General features: G+C 44.0%; 21 protein-coding genes. 14 read left to right on the top strand and 7 right to left on the bottom strand.

All coding sequences use genetic code 11. From position 1 onward, the window contains the following. Positions 1 to 9 precede the first annotated feature (9 nt). The 3 genes from GJB59_RS16660 to GJB59_RS16670 all read left to right on the top strand — a co-directional run bounded on the left by GJB59_RS16660 (position 10) and on the right by GJB59_RS16670 (position 3,738). The gene (locus GJB59_RS16660) at positions 10 to 1,407 is read left to right on the top strand and encodes a dihydrolipoamide acetyltransferase family protein (RefSeq protein WP_142826200.1); all 1,398 of its coding nucleotides are present in this window, start codon (positions 10 to 12) and stop codon (positions 1,405 to 1,407) included. 5 nt (positions 1,408 to 1,412) lie between these two features. Then, positions 1,413 to 2,822 carry a dihydrolipoyl dehydrogenase gene (gene lpdA, locus GJB59_RS16665; protein WP_142826201.1) on the top strand — a complete coding sequence of 470 codons (1,410 nt, stop codon included), beginning with the start codon at positions 1,413 to 1,415 and terminating at the stop codon, positions 2,820 to 2,822. Between the two features lie 85 nt (positions 2,823 to 2,907). Continuing rightward, positions 2,908 to 3,738: a polysaccharide deacetylase family protein gene (locus GJB59_RS16670; protein WP_142826202.1), complete on the top strand. Its 831-nt coding sequence runs from the start codon at positions 2,908 to 2,910 to the stop codon at positions 3,736 to 3,738. 39 nt (positions 3,739 to 3,777) lie between these two features. On the opposite strand, the gene GJB59_RS16675 is transcribed toward GJB59_RS16670, so the two are convergent. Then, positions 3,778 to 5,247, bottom strand: coding sequence for an aminotransferase class I/II-fold pyridoxal phosphate-dependent enzyme (locus GJB59_RS16675; RefSeq protein WP_142826203.1), 1,470 nt, complete (start codon positions 5,245 to 5,247; stop codon positions 3,778 to 3,780). A gap of 105 nt (positions 5,248 to 5,352) precedes the next feature. Here GJB59_RS16675 and GJB59_RS16680 point away from each other — a divergent pair, with 105 nt between their 5' ends. Both GJB59_RS16680 and GJB59_RS16685 read left to right on the top strand, forming a co-directional pair. Next, a complete protein-coding gene (locus GJB59_RS16680; protein WP_221931457.1) occupies positions 5,353 to 6,348 on the top strand; it encodes an NAD(P)H-dependent flavin oxidoreductase in 996 nt (331 codons plus the stop codon). A 15-nt stretch (positions 6,349 to 6,363) separates the two neighbouring features. Next, positions 6,364 to 6,642 (top strand): UPF0223 family protein, encoded by a 279-nt coding sequence (locus tag GJB59_RS16685; protein ID WP_142826205.1) that lies wholly within the window; start codon positions 6,364 to 6,366, stop codon positions 6,640 to 6,642. A gap of 21 nt (positions 6,643 to 6,663) precedes the next feature. Here the strand turns inward: GJB59_RS16685 and GJB59_RS16690 are convergent, their stop codons facing one another. After that, the gene (locus GJB59_RS16690) at positions 6,664 to 7,305 is read right to left on the bottom strand and encodes a YktB family protein (protein ID WP_142826206.1); all 642 of its coding nucleotides are present in this window, start codon (positions 7,303 to 7,305) and stop codon (positions 6,664 to 6,666) included. A gap of 171 nt (positions 7,306 to 7,476) precedes the next feature. Between GJB59_RS16690 and GJB59_RS16695 the strand changes: the two genes are divergently transcribed. Continuing rightward, the gene (locus GJB59_RS16695) at positions 7,477 to 7,671 is read left to right on the top strand and encodes a YkzI domain-containing protein (RefSeq protein ID WP_142826207.1); all 195 of its coding nucleotides are present in this window, start codon (positions 7,477 to 7,479) and stop codon (positions 7,669 to 7,671) included. 86 nt (positions 7,672 to 7,757) lie between these two features. Next, a complete protein-coding gene (locus tag GJB59_RS16700) occupies positions 7,758 to 8,549 on the top strand; it encodes an inositol monophosphatase family protein (protein WP_142826208.1) in 792 nt (263 codons plus the stop codon). 34 nt (positions 8,550 to 8,583) lie between these two features. Here GJB59_RS16700 and GJB59_RS16705 read toward each other — a convergent pair whose 3' ends face one another. Further along, on the bottom strand, positions 8,584 to 8,781 hold the full coding sequence (locus GJB59_RS16705) for a YlaF family protein (RefSeq protein ID WP_425325245.1): 198 nt from the start codon (positions 8,779 to 8,781) through the stop codon (positions 8,584 to 8,586). Positions 8,782 to 8,892: 111 nt separating this feature from the next. On the opposite strand from GJB59_RS16705, the gene typA reads away from it, so the two are divergent. Further along, complete coding sequence (typA, locus tag GJB59_RS16710) at positions 8,893 to 10,740, top strand: translational GTPase TypA (RefSeq protein ID WP_142826209.1); 1,848 nt, start codon at positions 8,893 to 8,895, stop codon at positions 10,738 to 10,740. Between the two features lie 24 nt (positions 10,741 to 10,764). Beyond that, complete coding sequence (locus tag GJB59_RS16715; protein ID WP_142826210.1) at positions 10,765 to 11,094, top strand: YlaH-like family protein; 330 nt, start codon at positions 10,765 to 10,767, stop codon at positions 11,092 to 11,094. On the opposite strand, the gene GJB59_RS16720 is transcribed toward GJB59_RS16715, so the two are convergent. The 3 genes from GJB59_RS16720 to GJB59_RS16730 are packed head-to-tail and all read right to left on the bottom strand — an operon-like array spanning position 11,088 to position 12,259. Beyond that, positions 11,088 to 11,537, bottom strand: a complete 450-nt coding sequence (locus GJB59_RS16720; RefSeq protein ID WP_142826211.1) for a hypothetical protein — start codon at positions 11,535 to 11,537, stop codon at positions 11,088 to 11,090. The genes GJB59_RS16715 and GJB59_RS16720 overlap by 7 nt on opposite strands. Further along, complete coding sequence (locus GJB59_RS16725) at positions 11,537 to 11,740, bottom strand: YlaI family protein (RefSeq protein WP_142826212.1); 204 nt, start codon at positions 11,738 to 11,740, stop codon at positions 11,537 to 11,539. Before GJB59_RS16725 ends, GJB59_RS16720 begins: the two co-directional genes overlap by 1 nt. A 12-nt stretch (positions 11,741 to 11,752) precedes the next feature. After that, complete coding sequence (locus tag GJB59_RS16730) at positions 11,753 to 12,259, bottom strand: peptidyl-prolyl cis-trans isomerase (RefSeq protein WP_142826213.1); 507 nt, start codon at positions 12,257 to 12,259, stop codon at positions 11,753 to 11,755. Positions 12,260 to 12,428: 169 nt separating this feature from the next. Here GJB59_RS16730 and GJB59_RS16735 point away from each other — a divergent pair, with 169 nt between their 5' ends. The 3 genes from GJB59_RS16735 to pyc all read left to right on the top strand — a co-directional run bounded on the left by GJB59_RS16735 (position 12,429) and on the right by pyc (position 17,406). Continuing rightward, positions 12,429 to 12,710, top strand: coding sequence for an Fpa/YlaN family protein (locus GJB59_RS16735; RefSeq protein WP_058384833.1), 282 nt, complete (start codon positions 12,429 to 12,431; stop codon positions 12,708 to 12,710). A gap of 73 nt (positions 12,711 to 12,783) precedes the next feature. After that, entirely contained in the window at positions 12,784 to 13,950 is a 1,167-nt protein-coding gene (locus tag GJB59_RS16740) for an FtsW/RodA/SpoVE family cell cycle protein (RefSeq protein WP_142826214.1), read from the top strand. A gap of 15 nt (positions 13,951 to 13,965) precedes the next feature. Next, entirely contained in the window at positions 13,966 to 17,406 is a 3,441-nt protein-coding gene (gene pyc, locus GJB59_RS16745; protein ID WP_142826215.1) for a pyruvate carboxylase, read from the top strand. 34 nt (positions 17,407 to 17,440) lie between these two features. On the opposite strand, the gene GJB59_RS16750 is transcribed toward pyc, so the two are convergent. Beyond that, a complete protein-coding gene (locus GJB59_RS16750) occupies positions 17,441 to 18,400 on the bottom strand; it encodes a COX15/CtaA family protein (RefSeq protein WP_142826216.1) in 960 nt (319 codons plus the stop codon). A 304-nt stretch (positions 18,401 to 18,704) separates the two neighbouring features. Here GJB59_RS16750 and cyoE point away from each other — a divergent pair, with 304 nt between their 5' ends. Continuing rightward, positions 18,705 to 19,622, top strand: a complete 918-nt coding sequence (gene cyoE, locus GJB59_RS16755; protein ID WP_142826217.1) for a heme o synthase — start codon at positions 18,705 to 18,707, stop codon at positions 19,620 to 19,622. 49 nt (positions 19,623 to 19,671) lie between these two features. After that, positions 19,672 to 20,766, top strand: a complete 1,095-nt coding sequence (gene coxB / locus GJB59_RS16760) for a cytochrome c oxidase subunit II (RefSeq protein WP_142826218.1) — start codon at positions 19,672 to 19,674, stop codon at positions 20,764 to 20,766. Positions 20,767 to 20,779: the final 13 nt, after the last annotated feature.

Genomic DNA, 20,779 nt, shown 5'->3' on the forward strand with positions numbered 1-20,779 from the left:
GTGATATATATGGCTTTTGAATTTCGTTTACCGGATATCGGTGAAGGTATCCACGAAGGTGAAATTGTAAAATGGTTTGTTAAAGCGGGAGATACGATCGAAGAAGACGATATTCTTGTTGAAGTTCAAAATGACAAGGCCGTCGTTGAGATTCCATCACCTGTTTCAGGAACAGTTGAAGAGGTATTGGTTGAAGAAGGAACTGTTGCTGTAGTCGGCGACATTCTGGTTCGCATTGATGCGCCGGACGCTGAAGAAATGAACTTTAAAGGAGATCACGGCGACAAACAAGAAGCCGCTCCTGAAGTGAAAGAAGAAACAGAAGAACTAGTGCAATCCGGTACTGCTGAAGCAGGCCAGGACGTTGACAAAGCACCTGCCAAAGAAGAAGAGCCGAAAGAACAGACAGGCGCTGGAGCCCAGCCGCAAGCTGACACAACAGAAGAGTCTGATCCGAACGCACGCGTTATCTCTATGCCGTCAGTCCGCAAATTTGCGCGCGACAATGACGTTAACATCAAGCAAGTTTCAGGATCCGGCAATAATGGCCGTGTATTGAAAGAAGATGTTGAAGCATTCATGAACGGTGATCAAAAAGCAGCAACACCTGCAGCTTCGGCAACTTCTGAAGCACCACAAGAAGCGGGAGAAGAAAGCACTGACAAAGCGGCAGCAGCACCTAAAGCAGCAGCTCCTGAAGGCGAATTCCCTGAAACTCGTGAGAAGATGTCCGGTATACGCAAAGCAATCGCTAAAGCGATGGTTCATTCAAAACATACCGCTCCTCACGTAACCTTGATGGACGAAGTGGATGTCACTGAATTGGTGGCACACCGTAAAAAGTTCAAGGACATTGCAGCAGAAAAAGAAATCAAACTGACATATTTGCCATACGTGGTAAAGGCTTTAGTCAGCACATTGCGTGAATTCCCAGCCTTGAACACGTCATTCGATGATGAAACAAGCGAAGTTATTCAAAAGCATTATTTCAATATCGGCATTGCAGCTGATACAGAAAAAGGCTTGATGGTTCCAGTTATCAAAAACGCAGACCGTAAATCGGTATTCGCGATTTCTGATGAAATCAACGGCTTGGCAACAAAAGCGCGCGATGGTAAATTATCCGCAGCTGAGATGAAAGGCGCTTCATGCTCGATCACGAATATTGGCTCTGCCGGCGGGCAATGGTTTACACCGGTCATCAATCATCCGGAAGTGGCGATTCTTGGAATCGGCCGTATTGCAGAAAAGCCAGTTATTAAAAATGGTGAAATTGTAGCAGCACCTGTGTTAGCATTGTCATTAAGCTTCGATCACAGAATGATCGATGGAGCAACAGCACAGCATGCATTAAATCACATCAAACGTTTATTAAGTCAACCTGAATTACTATTAATGGAGGCGTAAAACTTATGGTAGTAGGAGATTTTCCGATCGAAACAGACACGCTCGTAATTGGCTCAGGCCCTGGCGGCTACGTTGCAGCAATCCGTGCAGCTCAAACTGGCCAGAAAGTAACAATCGTAGAAAAAGAATACATTGGCGGCGTTTGCTTGAATGTCGGCTGTATCCCTTCAAAAGCGATGATTTCTGTTGGGCACCGTTTTGAGGAAGCTCAGCATTCAGAAGATATGGGAATTGTTGCAAAAGAAGTTTCACTCAACTTTGAAAAAGCACAAGCCTTTAAAGATGGCGTCGTCAAGAAATTGACTGGCGGCGTCGAGTCTCTTCTAAAAGGCAATAAAGTTGAAATTGTACGCGGAGAAGCTTATTTCGTTGATGAAAATACGGTAAAAGTGATGGATGATAAGTCTTCACAAACGTATAAATTCAAAAATGCGATTATCGCAACTGGATCTCGTCCAGTGGAAATCCCAACGTTTAAATTTACAAAACGTGTGATCAATTCAACTGGAGCTTTGGCACTTACTGAGCTTCCGAAAAAACTTGTCGTTATCGGCGGCGGGTATATCGGTACTGAGCTTGGTACTGCATTTGCAAACATGGGATCTGAAGTGACGATTCTTGAAGGCGCACCAGACATCCTTGCTGGATTTGAAAAGCAAATGACAGCAATCGTCAAAAAAGGATTGAAGAAAAAAGGCGTTGAAGTGATCACTAAAGCATCTGCTAAAGGTGTAGAAGAAACTGATTCTGGCGTTACAGTATCATACGAAGCAGGCGGAGAAGAAAAAACGCTTGAAGCTGACTATGTACTGGTAACAGTTGGCCGTCGTCCAAATACAGACGAAATGGGTCTTGAAGAATTGAATTTGAATATGTCTGATCGCGGCTTGATCGAAGTCGACAAACAATGCCGCACAAACATTTCAAACATTTATGCAATCGGCGATGTGGTAGCCGGACTTCAATTGGCGCATAAGGCGTCATATGAAGGTAAAGTTGCTGCAGAAGCAATTGCAGGCGAGAAGTCTGAAGTTGATTATATGGCTATTCCAGCGGTCTGCTTTACAGATCCGGAACTTGCAAGCGTTGGTTTGTCTGAAGAACAGGCAAAAGAAGAAGGATTCGAAGCTGCGGCTGCGAAATTCCCATTCGCTGCAAACGGCCGTGCCCTTTCATTAAACGCAACTGAAGGATTCGTGAAACTGGTTTCACGTAAATCTGACGGCTTGCTGTTAGGTGCACAAATTGTTGGAGCTGGCGCATCAGACATGATCGCTGAGCTTGGTCTTGCTATCGAAGCTGGAATGACAGTGGAAGATATCGCAATGACGATTCATGCTCACCCAACACTTGCTGAAATTACAATGGAAGCTGCTGAAGTAGCTCTTGGAACACCGATTCATATCATCAAATAAACATGGGAGCCGCTTTTGCGGCTTCTTTTTTTTGGAAAAAAATTTCTTTACATGGTAAGATTTGTTCAGTAAAGGGGTGTTTAGTTTGATACATAGAAAATGGACTGCGCTTGCAGGGGTATTAATATTGCTGACGGCATGCGGGCAAGAAAATGAAGCATCTTCTGATAAAGAAACAGAATCTGCAAAAACTGAAGAAACAGCAGAGGTCGTGGAACCAGAAGAACCCGCTGAAAGCAAAGAAGAACCGGTACAAGAAGAACCGGAAATAACAGATATGCCTGACCCGCAATACGAAATTAATTCCGCAAACTGGTCAGTTCAGCCAATCGATGGTGCGGAAGAAAAAGTTGTGCTGCTGACTATTGACGATGCGCCAGATAAGCATGCAATGGAAATGGCAGAAACCTTGAAAAGCCAAAACATCCCAGCAATTTTTTTCGTCAACGGCCACTTCCTGGATACTGATGAAGAAAAACAACAACTAAAAGAGCTGCATGAAATGGGATTCGCGATCGGCAACCATACCAACAGCCATCCGAACTTAAGAGATTTGACTGAACAGCAGCAGAGGGAAGAAATTTTGCAATTGAATGATACAATTGAACAAATTATTGGAGAAAAGCCTAAATTCTTCCGTGCACCCCATGGAGCCAATACCGATTTCAGCAAGCAGCTCGTAAAAGAGCAGGAAATGGTGCTCATGAACTGGACCTACGGATATGATTGGGAGCAGCAGTACCAGAATGCCCAATCCTTAACAGAAATCATGGTCAATACAGAATTTCTGAACAATGGCGCCAACTTGCTGATGCATGACCGCGAGTGGACCACGGAAGCACTTCCAAAAATTATTCAAGGCTTGAAGGACAAAGGCTATGGCTTTGTAGATCCTGCCACTATAGAGGGCATTTAAAAAGATCCAAGAGCGGAGGCTCTTGGATCTTTTGTGTGTTTATCTGATAGCTTGCTGTTCTTTTATAACGCGCAGCATCTTCAGTGTATCGTCTTCCGGTCCTTGTACCGGCAAGCCGGCAGCAACGTTCATGTGGATATAATTGATGTTTTCTTCTGTGATGATTTCGCCGGGAATGAAAATAGGAATGCCTGGCGGATAAACCATGATGAACTCGGCTGAAATGCGGCCGACAGCGTCATCGATGGAAATGACTTCGGTTGTCGCGTAAAAAGCATCGCGCGGTGTCATGGCAAGGCGTGGGATATCCGGCAGCAGCACGACTGGTTCGATAATAGCCGCATCACTGTCAAAATCCTCACTCATGCGCTGTAGCGCATTAATCAATAAGTTCAATTCTTTGCGGGTATCACCAATCGTGACCAGGCAGAGAATATTGTATAAATCGGAAAGCTCAATTTCAATATTGGCGTTTTCTCTCAGCCATTCTTCAGCTTGGTGGCCAGTAATGCCCAGATTTTTGACTGTGATCAGCAACTTCGTCGGATCCATATCAAAAGTGGCTGATGAATTCAGCAATTCCTTGCCGACGCAGTGCAAATGAGGGATTTTATTGATGCGCTTTCGGGCATCCTGAGCCAACCGAATCGCCTGGTCAATCAAATCATAGCCATGGATAGCCAATTGGCGGCGTGCAGTGTCGAGTGATGCTAGAATCGGATAGGAAGTCGATGTTGTTGTCAGCATCGATAAGGTAGACTGTACACGTTTAGGCGACACTAGGCCTTCCCGAACATTTAGTACCGAACTTTGCGTCATGGATCCGCCAAGCTTGTGGACTGAAGTCGCTGCCATATCGGCCCCTGCTGCCATTGCCGATACAGGCAGAGATTTATGGAAATGAATATGGACACCATGTGCTTCATCAACCAATACAGGTACGTTTCGTGCATGCGCAATATCGACAATTCGTTTTAAATCAGCAGCTACACCAAAATAAGTCGGATTGATGACAAGCACTGCCTTAGCGTCTGGATATTCGATCATCGCTTTTTCTACTGCTTCCGCAGAAATACCGTGGGAGATGCCGAGTTCCGGATCAACTTCGGGATGGATGAAAATCGGAATGGCTCCGGCAAAGACGATGGCGGACATAATGGATTTATGGACATTCCGCGGTACCAAAATTTTGTCATTGGGACCGACGACGCTCAGGATCATGGTCATGATGGCGCCGCTTGTGCCTTGTACTGAAAAGAATGTGTAATCTGCGCCGAAAGCTTTGGCAGCTAGTTCCTGCGCTTCTTTGATAGCGCCTTTAGGCGAATGCAAATCGTCCAGAGGAGCGATGTTTATTAAATCGATGGATAAAATATTATCGCCGACAAATTCACGGAATGCGGGATCGACGCCCTGGCCTTTTTTATGGCCTGGAATATGAAATTGGATCGGGTGCCGGTTTCGATGCTTTAAGAGCGCATCAAATAACGGAGTTTCTAATTGAGACAATGTTAAGCCCACCTCACTAAATAAAATGAAAACAAAATGAATTATAGCATGATGCTAGCTGCATTAGTATAAATTAAAAGGATTTTCTGTTGCAGAAGCGAATACATGACATATAGAGAGAAAAGGAGTGAGTCGATGGAATTCAAAACGAAAGTGACAGAACTATTGGGAATCCGCTATCCTATCATACAGGGAGGCTTGGCTTATTTAGCCTATGCAGAATTAGCAGCGGCTGTTTCAAATGCTGGCGGACTCGGACAAATTACAGCAATGAGCTTAGCCACGCCTGAAGAGCTGCGGAAAGAAATACAAAGTGTAAGAGAATTGACGGACAAGCCTTTTGGTGTTAATTTTGCGATTGGCGATCATGGCCGTGCATTTTCACATATGCTTGATGTAGCAATCGAAGAAAGGGTGCCGGTGGTCTCGATGACGGGCGGTAATCCGACCCCAATATTCGAACAGCTGAAAGGGACTGATATAAAAAAATTAGTCTTAGTAGCTGCAAGGCGGCAGGCGGAAAAAGCAGAAAGCTTAGGAGCTGACGCCGTAATGGTCGTGGGCCAAGAAGGCGGCGGACATCTAGGGCGTGACGACATCGGAACAATGGTATTGATTCCGCAAGTAGTGGATGCCGTGAAAATCCCGGTGATCGCCTCAGGCGGAATCGGCGACGGCAGAGGATGGATGGCTGCCCATGCACTCGGTGCAGAAGGCATCGAAATGGGTACACGCTTTATCGCAACCAAAGAATGCGTTCATGCTTCACAAGCCTATAAAGACCAGCTGATCAGCAGCTCAGAGAACGATACGGTTATCATCAAACGCAGCATTGGAGCTCCGGCACGGACCCTGCGCAGCAGCTGGACGGACAAGATTCTAGAAATCGAGAGCAAGACGCCGACTTACGAGGCCTTGAAAGAGTTTATCAGCGGTGAAGCCAACAAACGCTTTATTTATGATGGCGAAAAAGATCAGGGCTTTGGATGGGCCGGGCAGGTCACAGGACTGATCAAAGATGTGCCGACGGTTCAGGAACTGATCGACGACATGGTCAGACAAGCTGGAGAAGTCCGGAAAAAATGGGCAATCACTGAATGAAAAGAGGGATGAAAAATGGATTATTCCTATCCATTTTCGATTGAATGGACTACAGAAGAAATCATTGATGTTGTAAGTTTTTTCGAAGGCATCGAACTGGCATATGAAAAAGGCATCAACAGGCAGGAGTTGTTGACGCGTTATCGCAAATTCAAGCAGGTGGTTCCTGCGATATCGGAAGAAAAAACCTATTTCCGTGAATTTGAAGAAGAAAGCGGCTATGCCAGTTTCCCGGTTATAAAAGAAATGAAAGCAGGAACCGGCAGCGAAAGCATCAAACTGAAAAAGAAATGACAGCAAAAAGAACCTGCAGCCTCAGCGGCTGACAGGTTCTTTTATCGGTTGGAGCAAGGCGTCGTATACGGGTAATAAAGCTTCGAAGGTTTCTTCAGTGAACTGAAGAAACTGTTCCTTGTTTAAAGATGCAGCCTGCTCTCTTGTCAAATGGCGGCCGATCACAAATTCGCCTTTTTTTACGTCGCGCAGGCGATTCAACAATTTTCCTATGCCTTCCTTACCTAATTCGATCAAGGAATCGGCTTGCGGTTTCATATGGTCACCGGAAGCAACAAAGTCTTCTGACAGGTTATTCAGTACTTCCGAACGAAGCAGGTTTTCAGCCATCGCTGTTTTATTCGGTGCTTCGTAAATCACGGCGAGGATGACGAATACATGGCTTTCCCACATGCCAATCTGAAAATGGGGCACCGCTTTATATCCTCTTTTGTATGGGGCAAAAGCTACCCAGCTGTCGTTTGGTGGATTGACGGTTCTTCGCATATGCTTGGCAACATGCGGAAAAAACTCATCTCCGGTTTTTCCGGAAAAGTATGATGACACTTCAGTGCCAAGCTCTTCGAATTTTGGGCGTACATTTTCTTTCAATGCATTCATGCGGGCATCTAGACCAGGAGTGTTAAAAACTTCAAAATCTTGCTCATTCCAGTAAGGCTTCAAATAAATTTCCTCCTTATAATTAGGTAATCAGGTTTCATTTTAACGAAGTTTGGGAAAAAAGAATATAAATACGATTCTGCCAATGGATTTAAGTCGCGTAAAGTGGTATTATAATAATTGTAACAAGATTAGTCAGAATTTTCGGAGTATGATGAGAAAGGGGTGCTCATTATGAAACAGATGATTCAGATAATCCGCAAAGCGGATGTAGAGAAGGAATATGTACATGTGCTGAAACTGGAACTAGATTACGAGCTTGCGTCATTATTCGATGCAATGCAGCAGAAAGATGATAATCAAATTTCAAAAAGCAAGCTGCGTCTCCAAGAGATTCACGTAGAACTGGAGGCCCTCCATGCGCTCTAATCCATCTATACATTAAAGGCATCTGCTGAAGTAAGACAGCAGATGCCTTTTTCGTTATACTGATATAAATGAGGAGGAATGCATACATGGACTTGCATGCTATGGACAAGTACATAAAGTCGCTCATAAAAGAGGCGGGTCACCGAATCCGCAATTCATTTTTGACCGACATCACCATTGAGTCGAAATCAAATGCCAATGATTTGGTGACGAATATCGACAAGGAAATCGAACAATTCTTCATTGGGCGTATCCGCAGGGATTTTCCGGGTCACCGAATTTTCGGAGAAGAAGGTTTTGGAGACGACATCCAGGATTCAGAAGGGGTTATTTGGCTGCTGGATCCGATTGATGGCACCATGAATTTTGTCCATCAAAAACGAAATTTCGCCATTTCATTGGGCATTTATGAAGACGGGGTCGGTAAACTCGGCTATATCTACGACGTTGTCAACGATGATTTATACCACGGCGTGAAAGGCGGCGGGGCTTATTACAACGATGAACAGCTGAAACCATTAATGGAAACAGTAATCACCGAATCGATTGTAGCCATGAATGCTACCTGGGCGGTGCCAAACCGCCGCATAGATCACGAAGCTGCCATTCAATTGATTCGCGACGTTCGCGGAATGCGTTCTTATGGCTCTGCTGCCCTCGAACTGGCCTATTTAGCAAGCGGACGCGTGGATGCTTATATTTCCATGAGGCTATCTCCGTGGGATATTGCGGGCGGCATGGTCATTGCGCAGGAAGTAGGGGCAGTCACAACGAATTTTAAAGGCGAATCTGCGAACTTATTAAAACAAGATACATTTATCGCAGCCAATCCGGCTATACATCAGGAGCTATTAAATAAATATATTCGGCTCAAGTAAAAAAAGATGCGGAATTCCGCATCTTTTTTTATACTTATAGTAATCCGGCTTCCCGCATCTCTTTTTTCTTTTTGAAGCCCATGCCCATGATGAGACAAAGCAGCAAGATTGCCGCAAATATGCCAATTACACTGCGCAGGCCAATAGCCAAGCCGATTCCGACCATTGCCAGTATTGCTGCCAGGGAATACAATACAAAAATCCATTTCGTGTTTTTAATTAAGCTTTTCACTCAATTTTCCTCCCGTAGCTTATTGCCTGAAATAAAATCTTAGGGTTTTACACCTATATGTGCTATACTAGCACAGTTATAGACATGAAAAAAGAATATTGGAGTGAAATTATGACTAAATTACGTAACGACCTAAGAAACATTGCAATTATTGCCCACGTTGACCATGGTAAAACAACTCTAGTGGATCAGCTTCTACAACAATCCGGAACTTTCCGTTCGAACGAACATGTTGACGAACGCGCGATGGATTCTGGCGATATCGAAAGAGAACGCGGAATTACAATTCTTGCGAAAAATACTGCAATCCAATACAAAGACGCTAAAATCAACATCCTGGATACTCCTGGACACGCAGATTTCGGTGGAGAAGTTGAACGTATCATGAAAATGGTTGATGGTGTTCTATTAGTAGTAGACGCTTATGAAGGCTGTATGCCACAAACGCGCTTCGTACTGAAAAAAGCATTGGAACAAAACCTGAAGCCAATCGTTGTTGTAAACAAAATTGACCGTGACTTTGCACGTCCTGAAGAAGTGGTTGACGAAGTCATCGAATTGTTCATTGAACTTGAAGCGAATGACGATCAATTGGAATTCCCGGTTATTTTTGCATCAGGTATGAACGGCACAGCAAGTCTTTCTTCAGATCCTGCTGATCAGGAAGAAAACATGCAGGTCATTTATGATGCGATCCTGGAACACGTCCCAGCGCCAATCGATAACAGAGATGAGCCACTTCAGTTCCAGGTTGCTCTTCTTGATTACAGTGATTATGTTGGACGTATCGGAATCGGCCGCGTATTCCGCGGGACGATCGAAGTTGGACAATCTGTTTCTTTGATGAAACTTGATGGTTCATTCAAAAACTTCCGTGTTACGAAAATGCATGGTTTCATGGGCCTTAAAAGGGTGGAAATCGAAAAAGCGGAAGCTGGCGACTTGATTGCCATTTCGGGTATGGAAGACATCAACGTAGGGGAAACTGTTTGTCCACAGGATCATCAGGAAGCATTGCCGATCCTGCGCATCGATGAACCTACATTACAAATGACTTTCCTAGTAAACAATAGCCCATTTGCAGGTAAAGAAGGTAAATGGATCACTTCTAGAAAAATCCAGGAACGTTTGGACGCTCAGTTGCAGACTGATGTATCCTTGCGTGTAGAACCTACAGATTCACCTGACGCTTGGGTTGTATCTGGACGCGGAGAGCTGCATTTGTCGATCCTAATCGAAAACATGCGCCGTGAAGGATTTGAAATTCAAGTTTCAAAACCTGAAGTTATCGTACGTATGGTTGACGGAGTTCGCTGCGAACCAGTAGAACGTGTTCAAGTAGATGTGCCTGAAGAGTATACAGGTTCAATCATCGAGTCATTAGGTGAGCGTAAAGGCGAGATGCTGGATATGGTTAACAACGGCAGCGGACAAGTTCGTTTGGTGTTTAACGTACCCGCACGTGGATTGATCGGCTACACTACTGAATTCCTGACGCAAACTCGCGGATACGGAATCATCAACCACACATTCGACAGCTACCAGCCAGTTGCTTCTGGCCGTGTGGGCGGACGTCGCCAAGGTGTATTGGTATCTATGGAGCGCGGTAAAGTTTCGACTTACGGCTTGATGGGCATTGAGGACCGTGGTACTGCATTTGTTGAAGTCGGTGCTGAAATCTACGAAGGCATGATCGTCGGAGAACATAACCGTGACAGCGATTTGACAGTGAATATTGTAAAAATCAAAGCTGCAACAAACATTCGTTCAGCTAACAAAGACCAGACAACTACGATGAAAAAAGCACGTTTGATGAGTCTTGAAGAAGCGCTTGAATACTTGAACGATGATGAGTATTGCGAAATTACACCACAAACAATTCGTTTGCGCAAAAAAATTCTTGATAAAAACGAACGTGAACGTATGGCTAAGAAAAAGAAAGTTGCCATCGAAGAATAAGCGAATGGGAAGGATGTATAGCCCGTGGACGATCAAGCTTTTGTCTATGACCATATGTATCCGGTAGCCCGAATTCTATATCAGAATCTGCCGAGCTATGAAATGGCGGGATACGCATTGTTTGCGGTAATTTTCCTGCTTTCGGCATTCGTCTATAAATTGGGGTTTGCTAAAAAGTTATCAATTGGAAAAAATGCAATGATTGGCCTGTTTCTGGCAGTCGGCGGTCTGGGGCTTACGTTTCTTGCCTTTTTCCTGCCGATTGTGGAAGGGCTCGTTATTGCAGCGCTCATACTGATTCTTTATAAAATCCGTCTATGGCGCGAAAAACGCGAAAACGCTGTATCTCATTGAGATACAGCGTTTTTGCGTTCAAAAGTTTTATATAAGATTGGCAATAACAGAGCGTAAGTGAGATGAGCAAAAATCCAATACAAAAATGCGCTCCAATCTGTAGCAGCTGGCACCTCTGCTTCGACAGCAAGCCAGGACAACACAAAGTAGAGGAAAGGAAAAGGTACGGACATCAGTAAAGAGATGAGCACCAATTGGCCAAACGAATAGTTTCGTCGCTTAGCGATATAAACAAATACTACCCCAATAATCAGCGCAATTATCATATGGAAAATAAATTCTGTAATCTCGGACCATTGCACACTGCCGATCACTGGAACAAAATCAACGTTCAACAAAAGGGTATATACTTGTTCGCCAGTGACAGATTGGATCCATTTTAGTAATAGCCCTAAAATCAACCCGCTCCAAAACCCAATCCAGAGGCCTTTTAAGAGCTTCATTAGAAGTCATCCTCAATGCTGCGGGAGCTGCGGTAAAAACGGAACGAACCAGTTGCTAAGCGCTCTTTGGTTCTCTGGGTGATCCGGTCATGGCATACTTCACACATGTGGGTGTGGATAGGTCTGTTGCGCAGGCGCTTTGCCTGGAGTGTATCATCTACCAACTCTTCAATTTTATCGCAGATTACGCATTGTACGCGCATGCTGAATCACTCCTATTCGACTCGGATGGCTTGGATATCGGTAATGGGATTTTCCTGATTGGAACCATCCGGAAGAAGGACATGGACAGGTCCATCTTCCTTCAATGGTTTGCCGTGATCGCTGAATTTAAAAATCAATTGTTCGGCATGTTCAATCGGAAAATCGAAATCCCCATGCAATGTTTCAAAAACGACACGTTTTGCATGCTCATATGGTTCTGCATTCAAAAGAAAAGGTTTAAACAGGATGCCGAAAGTTCCAGTCAGCATTTCTTTTTTTTCTTTGCTCTTGTAGGTTTTTTCAGAATTCAGAGTCGGCGGAACAGTGCTGCCTTCCATGATTTCACGGGACCAGTGTTCGCCCATCCCGCGTTTGTATGCTTCAAGCTCATCTTTTTCAATCCGCTCTTCCTGGAAATATGTCTCCAGATTTAATTTGCGGTCGTCAAAAATCCATACGGTCGGATCCAATATCAGCTTAAATTTCACTTCACCTTTAAAAGGCACGATAAATTCCATGGGTAAACCCTCCATTTAGATAATCATTCTTTTAACAGTATACCTTTTTGTGTCAAGTTCCTAAAGGGATTCATCTCTATTCATTATAGAGGCTTGCATTTTCCTAGCTTAAAAGATACACTTTAAACAGGAAAATAGAGAAGAAAACTCATAAAATGGGGGAGTCCTCATGGAACATACAGAAGAACAAACATACCATTTGAAAGCTTTAGAACTCCTCAAAGCTGATGCAGAAAAAATCGAGCAGTTGATCAAGGTGCAAATGGACCACTTGACATTGCCATCTTGTCCTTTATATGAAGAGGTGCTTGACACCCAAATGTTTGGCCTTTCACGTGAAATTGATTTTGCGGTTAAGCTTGGGCTCATCGAACGCGAGGCTGGGAAAAATTTAATGGATACGCTGGAGAAGAAACTTTCCATTCTTCACGAAGCGTATACAAATAAATGATCTAAAACTCAAACGAATTTTGTTTGAGTTTTTTTACTAATCCATAACCTATAAAATTAAAAGAGGTATAAAAATGAAATCTTACATCAAGAAATACGCAAAGTTCTTCGACTACCCTTTACTCTTCACTTATTTAGCATTAACGATATTCGGTTTGATCATGATTTACAGTTCAAGCATGGCCTGGTCGGTCAATTACTATGGCTCCGAGCCGGACCGGTTTTACATACAGCAATTGATCAACTTGGCAATTGCGTTTCCCGTCTTCGCGATTGCAGCAGTTTTCCCGTACAAACATTTTAAAAAACGATGGATGATGATGACGATTCTGACAGTGGTTTTTGCCGGCTTGATTGCCGTGCATTTTGTCGGATTTGCAGCTGGAGGCGCAAAAAGTTGGATCAGCTTAGGTTTTGCCAATATTCAACCTTCAGAAGTGGCAAAAGTGGGGATAATCCTTTATTTAGCCGGCGTATTTTCAAACAAGTACAACAACGGCACCATCAATAAATTAAATGAGTCCATCATTCCTCCGGTCATGATTTTGACTTTAGTACTGTTTTCAGTATTTCTTGAACCAGATCTTGGCTCGATGCTTATTATTGGAGCGGTGGGCTTATCTGTGATGTCTGCCAGCGGAGTTCGCTTAAAGCCGTTTATCCGGCTTGCCGGCGTCTTTGTTGCAGCGGCAATGGTCTTCATTGTGCCACTCATGATTTTTGCTGGAGACAGCATTTTTACGGAAAAACGGCTTGGCCGGTTGGACGCTTTCTTTAATCCTTTTTCAGATGAGCTGGGTTTTGGGTTTCAAATAGTCAACGGGTACCTGGCAATCGGTTCTGGTGGCTTGAGTGGGTTAGGACTCGGACAATCCATTCAGAAATTAGGCTATCTGCCTGAACCACATACCGATTTCATCATGTCGGTCATTGCTGAGGAACTTGGTGTATTGGGAGTCGTCTTTGTTTTAGGCGGTCTCGGATTTATTGTTTTGCGGGGTCTTTGGATTGCCATGACTACACATGATCCATTAGCGAGAATGCTTGCAGCAGGGGTTGCCAGCATGATCGGAATCCAATCTTTTGTAAATTTAGGCGGTTTGACTGGTATTATTCCACTGACCGGTGTGACGCTTCCATTTATCAGCTATGGCGGAACGTCCGTAATTTTGTTATCTTTAGCTATGGGAGTATTAATGAATGTTTCCATGTTCAATAAATACGAAAAAACGAAAAAGTAAAGGGTGTGCTGCGGTGTGAAGGAGATCAACAAAATCTTGGTGGCCAACCGCGGAGAAATCGCTATTCGGGTTTTCCGCGCTTGTACAGAACTGAAAATTCAAACAGTTGCGATTTACTCACAGGAAGACAGTGGTTCATACCATCGGTACAAAGCGGACGAATCCTATTTGGTCGGCAAAGGAAAAAAACCGATTGATGCTTATTTGGATATCGAAGACATTATCCGCATCGCGAAAGATTCCAAGGTGGATGCAATTCATCCAGGCTACGGATTCTTATCCGAAAACGTCCACTTTGCAAGGCGCTGCGAAGAAGAAGGCATTGTCTTTATCGGTCCAACTTCTAAGCATTTGGACATGTTCGGCGACAAAGTAAAAGCACGTTCGCAGGCAATTGCGGCAGGAATTCCAGTCATCCCGGGTACAGATGGGCCTGTCGAGTCATTAGAAGAAGTTGAAGAATTCAGTAAAAAAGCAGGTTTCCCGCTAATGATCAAAGCTTCTCTTGGCGGCGGCGGACGAGGAATGCGGATTGTCAGAACAGAGGAAGAATTAGCATCTTCTTATGAGCGTGCCAAGTCTGAGGCAAAAGCGGCTTTTGGTTCCGATGAGATGTATGTCGAAAAGTTCGTCGATAAGCCAAAGCATATTGAAGTTCAAATTCTTGGTGATTCGGAAGGCAATGTTATTCATTTGTACGAGAGAGATTGTTCAATCCAGCGCCGTCACCAAAAAGTCGTGGAAATCGCACCTTCTAACTCCATCAGCAACGAATTGCGCAATGAAATCTGTGATGCTGCAGTTAAATTGATGAAAAACATTAACTACATAAATGCGGGAACAGTTGAATTTCTAGTTGCCAACGACGAGTTTTACTTTATTGAAGTAAATCCACGCATCCAAGTAGAACATACGATTACTGAAATGATTACTGGAATCGATATTGTCCACGCACAGATTCATATTGCCAGAGGGCATATGATTCACAGTGAAGAAATAGGCATCCCTCAGCAGGACAAAATTCCATTATTCGGCTATGCGATCCAATCCCGTGTAACAACAGAAGATCCGTTGAATGACTTCATGCCTGATGCCGGGAAATTGATGGTTTACCGTTCGGGCGGCGGATTCGGTGTACGCCTGGACGCAGGGAACGGCTTCCAGGGAGCAGTCATTTCACCGTATTATGATTCTCTTCTGGTGAAAGTTTCCACATGGGCAGTTACATTCAAAGAAGCTGCTGCAAAAATGGACCGCAACTTGCAGGAATTCCGGATTCGCGGAATCAAAACCAACATCCCATTCCTGGAAAATGTTGTAAAGCATAAAAATTTTATTACAGGTGATTTTGATACCAGCTTTATTGATACCACTCCGGAATTGTTTATTTTCCCGGTGCGTCAAGATCGCGGGACAAAATTGTTGAGCTATATCGGCAATGTGACAGTCAACGGATTCCCGGGAATCGAAAAGAAAAAGAAACCGATTTTTGGAGCTCCGCGCAAACCGGAAGTGGATTTATTGGCTCCGGCGCAAAACGGTACAAAGCAAATATTCGATCAGCTGGGTGCTGAAGGATTGACGAAATGGATTCATGAGCAAAAAGATGTTTTGTTGACAGACACCACATTCCGCGATGCCCATCAATCTCTTTTGGCTACACGCGTCCGTTCGCACGATCTGTATGAGATTGCCAAGGAAACTGCGCATCTTCAAAAAGATCTGTTTTCATTGGAAATGTGGGGAGGAGCTACTTTTGACGTATCCTACAGGTTCCTGAAAGAGGATCCTTGGGAACGCCTGATCAAGCTTCGCCAGGAAATTCCGAATGTACTGTTCCAAATGCTGTTCCGAGGCGCAAATGCCGTCGGGTATAAAAATTACCCGGATAATGTCATTCGCGAATTCGTGCGGAAATCTGGAGATGCGGGAATCGACGTATTCCGTATCTTTGATAGCTTGAACTGGATCAAAGGAATGGAAGTGGCGATTGATGAAGTCCGCCAATCCGGTAAAATCGCAGAAGCAGCAATTTGCTATACAGGGGATATTTTAGACCCAAGCCGCGACAAGTACACGGTTCAGTATTACAAAGAAATGGCGAAAGAATTGGAAGCGGCAGGTGCCCATATTCTTGCTATCAAAGATATGGCGGGTCTGCTGAAACCGGAAGCGGCATATCGTTTAGTATCCGAATTAAAGGATACGGTTTCGTTGCCGATCCACCTCCATACACATGATACGAGTGGCAATGGCATTTATCTGTATTCGAAGGCGATCGAAGCGGGTGTTGACATCGTAGATACAGCTCTTGGCTCCATGGCCGGCTTAACATCCCAGCCGAGCGCCAATTCCCTTTATTACGCAACGAGCGGAAGCGGGCGTGAAGTTAGAGCTGATGTTGATGGACTTGAAAAATTGTCCCATTACTGGGAAGATGTCCGCAAATACTATGGCGACTTCGAAAGCGGGATGAACAGTCCGCATTCAGAGGTTTATGTACATGAAATGCCAGGCGGCCAATACAGCAATCTTCAGCAGCAGGCAAAAGCGGTAGGACTGGGCATGCGCTGGGAAGAAGTTAAGGCTATGTACTCACGCGTCAACCTGTTGTTCGGCGATGTCGTAAAAGTGACGCCATCTTCTAAAGTAGTAGGCGATATGGCGCTGTTCATGGTACAAAATGAACTGGATGAAGAAACGGTTATCTCCCGAGGGAAAACTATCGACTTCCCGGAATCGGTCATTGAATTCTTTGAAGGCTATATCGGCCAGCCTCATGGCGGGTTCCCGAAAGAACTGCAGAAAGTCATATTGAAAGAGCGCGAACCAATTACGGTGCGCCCTGGCGAACTTTTGGAACCTGCAGATTTCGACGAAATCAAAAAGGCTTTGTATGACAAATTAGAGCGTCCTGTGACAAGCCATGAAATCTTGGCTTATGCTCTTTATCCAAAAGTGTTTGAAGAATACACAGCAACCAATATCCAATTTGGAAAAGTATCCGTTCTCGACACCTTGACCTTCCTATATGGAATGAGATTAGGTGAAGAAATCGAGGTGGAAATTGAAAAAGGCAAAACCTTGATGATTAAGCTGGTTTCAATCGGAGAACCTCAAAAAGACGGAACGCGCATCATTTATTTTGAATTGAATGGCCAGCCTCGTGAAGTCAGCATTCAGGATATGACGGTAGAAGCGGACAGCACTGCCAAACCAAAAGCAAATCCGACAAATGAAAGCCATATTGCAGCAACCATGCCGGGCACTGTATTAAAAGTGCTTACGGAAAAAGGGGCTAAAGTAAGGCGCGGCGATCATTTGCTGGTAACTGAAGCGATGAAGATGGAAACGACGGTTCAGGCTCCGTTCGATGGAATGATTCAAGAGATTCATGTAGTGGCTACTGATGGCATTTCTACAGGTGATCTCCTGATTGAAATGGAGAAAAAATAAAAAAATGGCTGGCGCATAAGCGCCAGCCATTTTTTTATGAAGATTTTTTGATCCTGCTGCGCGAAACGAGCAGCACCATATAGCATAGTAAACCGAACAGCATGGAAATCAATAGCGAGTGAAGAAGTGCGACAAACAAGTTCAATTTTGTCAGGACAACGAGCATCCCTGTGGTCGCTTGAAGAAGGACGATAGCAAAAGCAATGATCCAACCCCAGTAAATCACGCGCTGATTTTTGTACTCTTTGATTGCATGCCAGGCAATATAACCAAGCCAGATGACAATCAAACCAGCAGCTGCGCGGTGGCCCATTTGAACCCACTCATACATGTTGCCCGGCAATGCGAAATCGTCATTTCGGCACAGCGGCCAATCTGAACAGATCAGGCTGGATTCCGTATGGCGAACCAGTGCGCCGGTATAAACCACAATATAGGAATACAAGGTGACACCCAGCGTATGAAAGCGCAACTTTTTGCTGATCTGCAAGCGGTCAGCATCAAACTTGCGGTCCACTTCGAAAATCAGCAGCGTCAGAAGTAAAATGGAAGCGAACGACAGCAAGGAAATTCCGAAATGCAGCGCCAGGATAAAATCGCCTTGTCCCCAAAGTACTTGAGCCGCTCCGATCAATGCTTGCAAAACTAAAAAGAAAACAGCCATGATTGCTAAAAATTTTGTCTCGCGTACATGCCCGAATTTTCTCCATGCCCAGACTGCCAGAATGACAATCAAAATGCCGACAACACCCGTAACAAGGCGATGAGAAAACTCTATTAATACTTCAGCAGTAATATTATCCGGAATCAGTTTGCCATTGCAATCCGGCCAATTTCGGCCGCAGCCCAAACCGCTGTCGGTTTTTGTGACAAGGGCACCGCCCAGAAGAATAAATAACATGCCGACGGTAGCTGCAACAGCAAACCATTTTATATATCTATTTTGCTTCAAAATTCCACCTACTTTTTTTATAGAAAACTTTTCAACGTTCATTTGCCTGCATACTCGATAATAGCGAAAGTTTCTTCAAAATACAACGAGAAATCAGCAATAGTGGAAACTTTCAAGAATTGGACATAATAAATAGAGCTTCACAAACTGTTCAAAAACTATTATTTTTCTATCTTAAAATAGTGTGATTGTTAAGGTATGATTAGAGATGGAAATTAGTGAGACCATTTACGTGTAAATCATCTCTTTTATCAGGAAATTTCAGTTATATGTAGAAAAACAACTGGAATTTAGATATAGTTATGGTTAGCGGAATATGCTTACAACTTTGAAAGGAGGGACTTACATGTCGAACGGCCGGGCAATGTCTGCAGATACTCATGAAGCACCGGAAGCGACCACATTCCTGAAAGATTTTCTGGCACTTATAAAAATTGGGATTGTCAATTCGAATTTGATAACTGTCTTCACAGGTTTGTGGCTTGCATTTCAGTTTTCCGACAGACATTTTCTGAATGAGCTGGATATTCTTGTCTATACTATCGTCGGTTCAGCGCTGATCATCGCGGGTTCTGCAGCTATGAATAATTACATCGATACGGATATAGACCCTTTGATGGAAAGTAAAAAAGCACGTCCGACAGTGACAGGAAGATTCAAGCCATCAGCTGTATTGGCACTAGCTGTTTCTTTCATCGTTATAGGCGAATTGTTTTTGTTTTCCGCTTCTGTATCAGCTGGTGTATTGGGGATTGCCGGAGTTTTAGCTTATGTCGTCTTATATTCCATGTGGTCAAAAAGACGCCATGTCAGCAATACGATTGTTGGAAGCATCTCAGGTGCAATTCCACCGCTTATCGGATGGGCTGCCGTGGAACCGGCACTCGGCACGGGTGCCTGGGCATTATTTCTGATTATGTTCATATGGCAGCCGCCGCATTTTTATGCGCTGGCTATGAAAAGAACAGAAGAATATCGGGCAGCGAATATTCCTATGCTACCGGTAGTTAAAGGTTTTCACCGCACAAAAAAATCGATGCTTGCATGGGTTGTAATGCTTTTCCCTCTGCCATTCCTGTTAATGGAACTTGGGACAGGCTTCATCATCTTAGCGACACTTTTGAATATCGGCTGGCTGGTATTGGCCATTCGTGGATTTAAAGTAGCTGATGACTTGAAATGGGCGAAGACGATGTTTATTTATTCATTGAACTATATGACCATTCTATTTGTTTCAATGATCATTTTCGCTGTCTTCATTTAACGTCCATTTCTACAGAGTAATTATTTAAATGAGAGGGGTATGAAAAGCTATGATGAAAGGAATTAAAAAATGGCGGCTTTTTGCATTGATGACCACATTGTTGGTTTTTCTTGCAGGATGCGGACGTGAAGAAATTTCGACCTTGATACCAGCTGGCGAAGTTGCCCAAGATCAATTTAATTTGTTGATTTTATCATCCATCGTTATGCTATTCGTTATTATTGTAGTATCGATCATTTTCGTTTTAGCAATTGTTAAGTTCCGCCGTTCTAAAATGGGAGAAGACATGATCCCTGAACAAGTTGAAGGAAGCGCAAGACTAGAGTTCTTGTGGACAGCTGTTCCGATTGTTCTGTTATTGGTTCTTGCTGTACCAACCGTTTATTCTACATTTGATTTGGCTGACGTTTCCACTATGGACGTTCAGGCAGAAGACGGCACTTCCACACATCTGACAGTCAATGTTACAGCTGCACTTTACTGGTGGGAGTTTGAATATCCGGAACAAGGAATCGTAACTGCCCAGGAATTGGTCGTACCGACTGATGAACGCGTTTACTTTAACTTGATTTCTGCGGACATCAAGCACTCATTCTGGATTCCATCTGTTGGCGGGAAATTGGACGTCAATCCTGAAAACGTCAATACCTTTTACTTAACATTTGACCAGCAATCTTCAGAACTTGAAGATGGTGTATTTTATGGTAAATGTGCTGAGCTTTGCGGACCTTCTCACGCATTGATGGATTTCAAAGTGAAATCTGTGGATCGCGAAGAGTTTGACCAATGGGTAACAGCAATGCAAGAAGAAGAACCGGCTGCTGTCGAAGGCGACCTTGCACAGCAAGGGGAAGAATTATTCGGAGCTGACGGATTGGCCTGTATTTCTTGCCATGCCACTTCTGGTGCAGGCGGAACTGGTGGAGTCGGACCTAACTTGGCAACATTCGGCGACCGCAACCGCGTTGCAGGATACTTAGAGCACAATGAAGAAAGTCTTAAAAATTGGATTGAAGATCCACAGGAATACAAGCCGGGCAACTTAATGCCGGAAGCAGCTTCATTAAATGATGGAGAAGCACTTTCAGATCAAGAACTCGATGCTCTTGCAGCCTACTTGATGGGCTTATCAGTTGAAGAGTAGAATAAAGCTTAAA

The sequence above is a fragment of the Planococcus soli genome, assembly GCF_016881065.1.
GTDB classification, from domain to species: Bacteria; Bacillota; Bacilli; order Bacillales_A; family Planococcaceae; genus Planococcus; species Planococcus soli.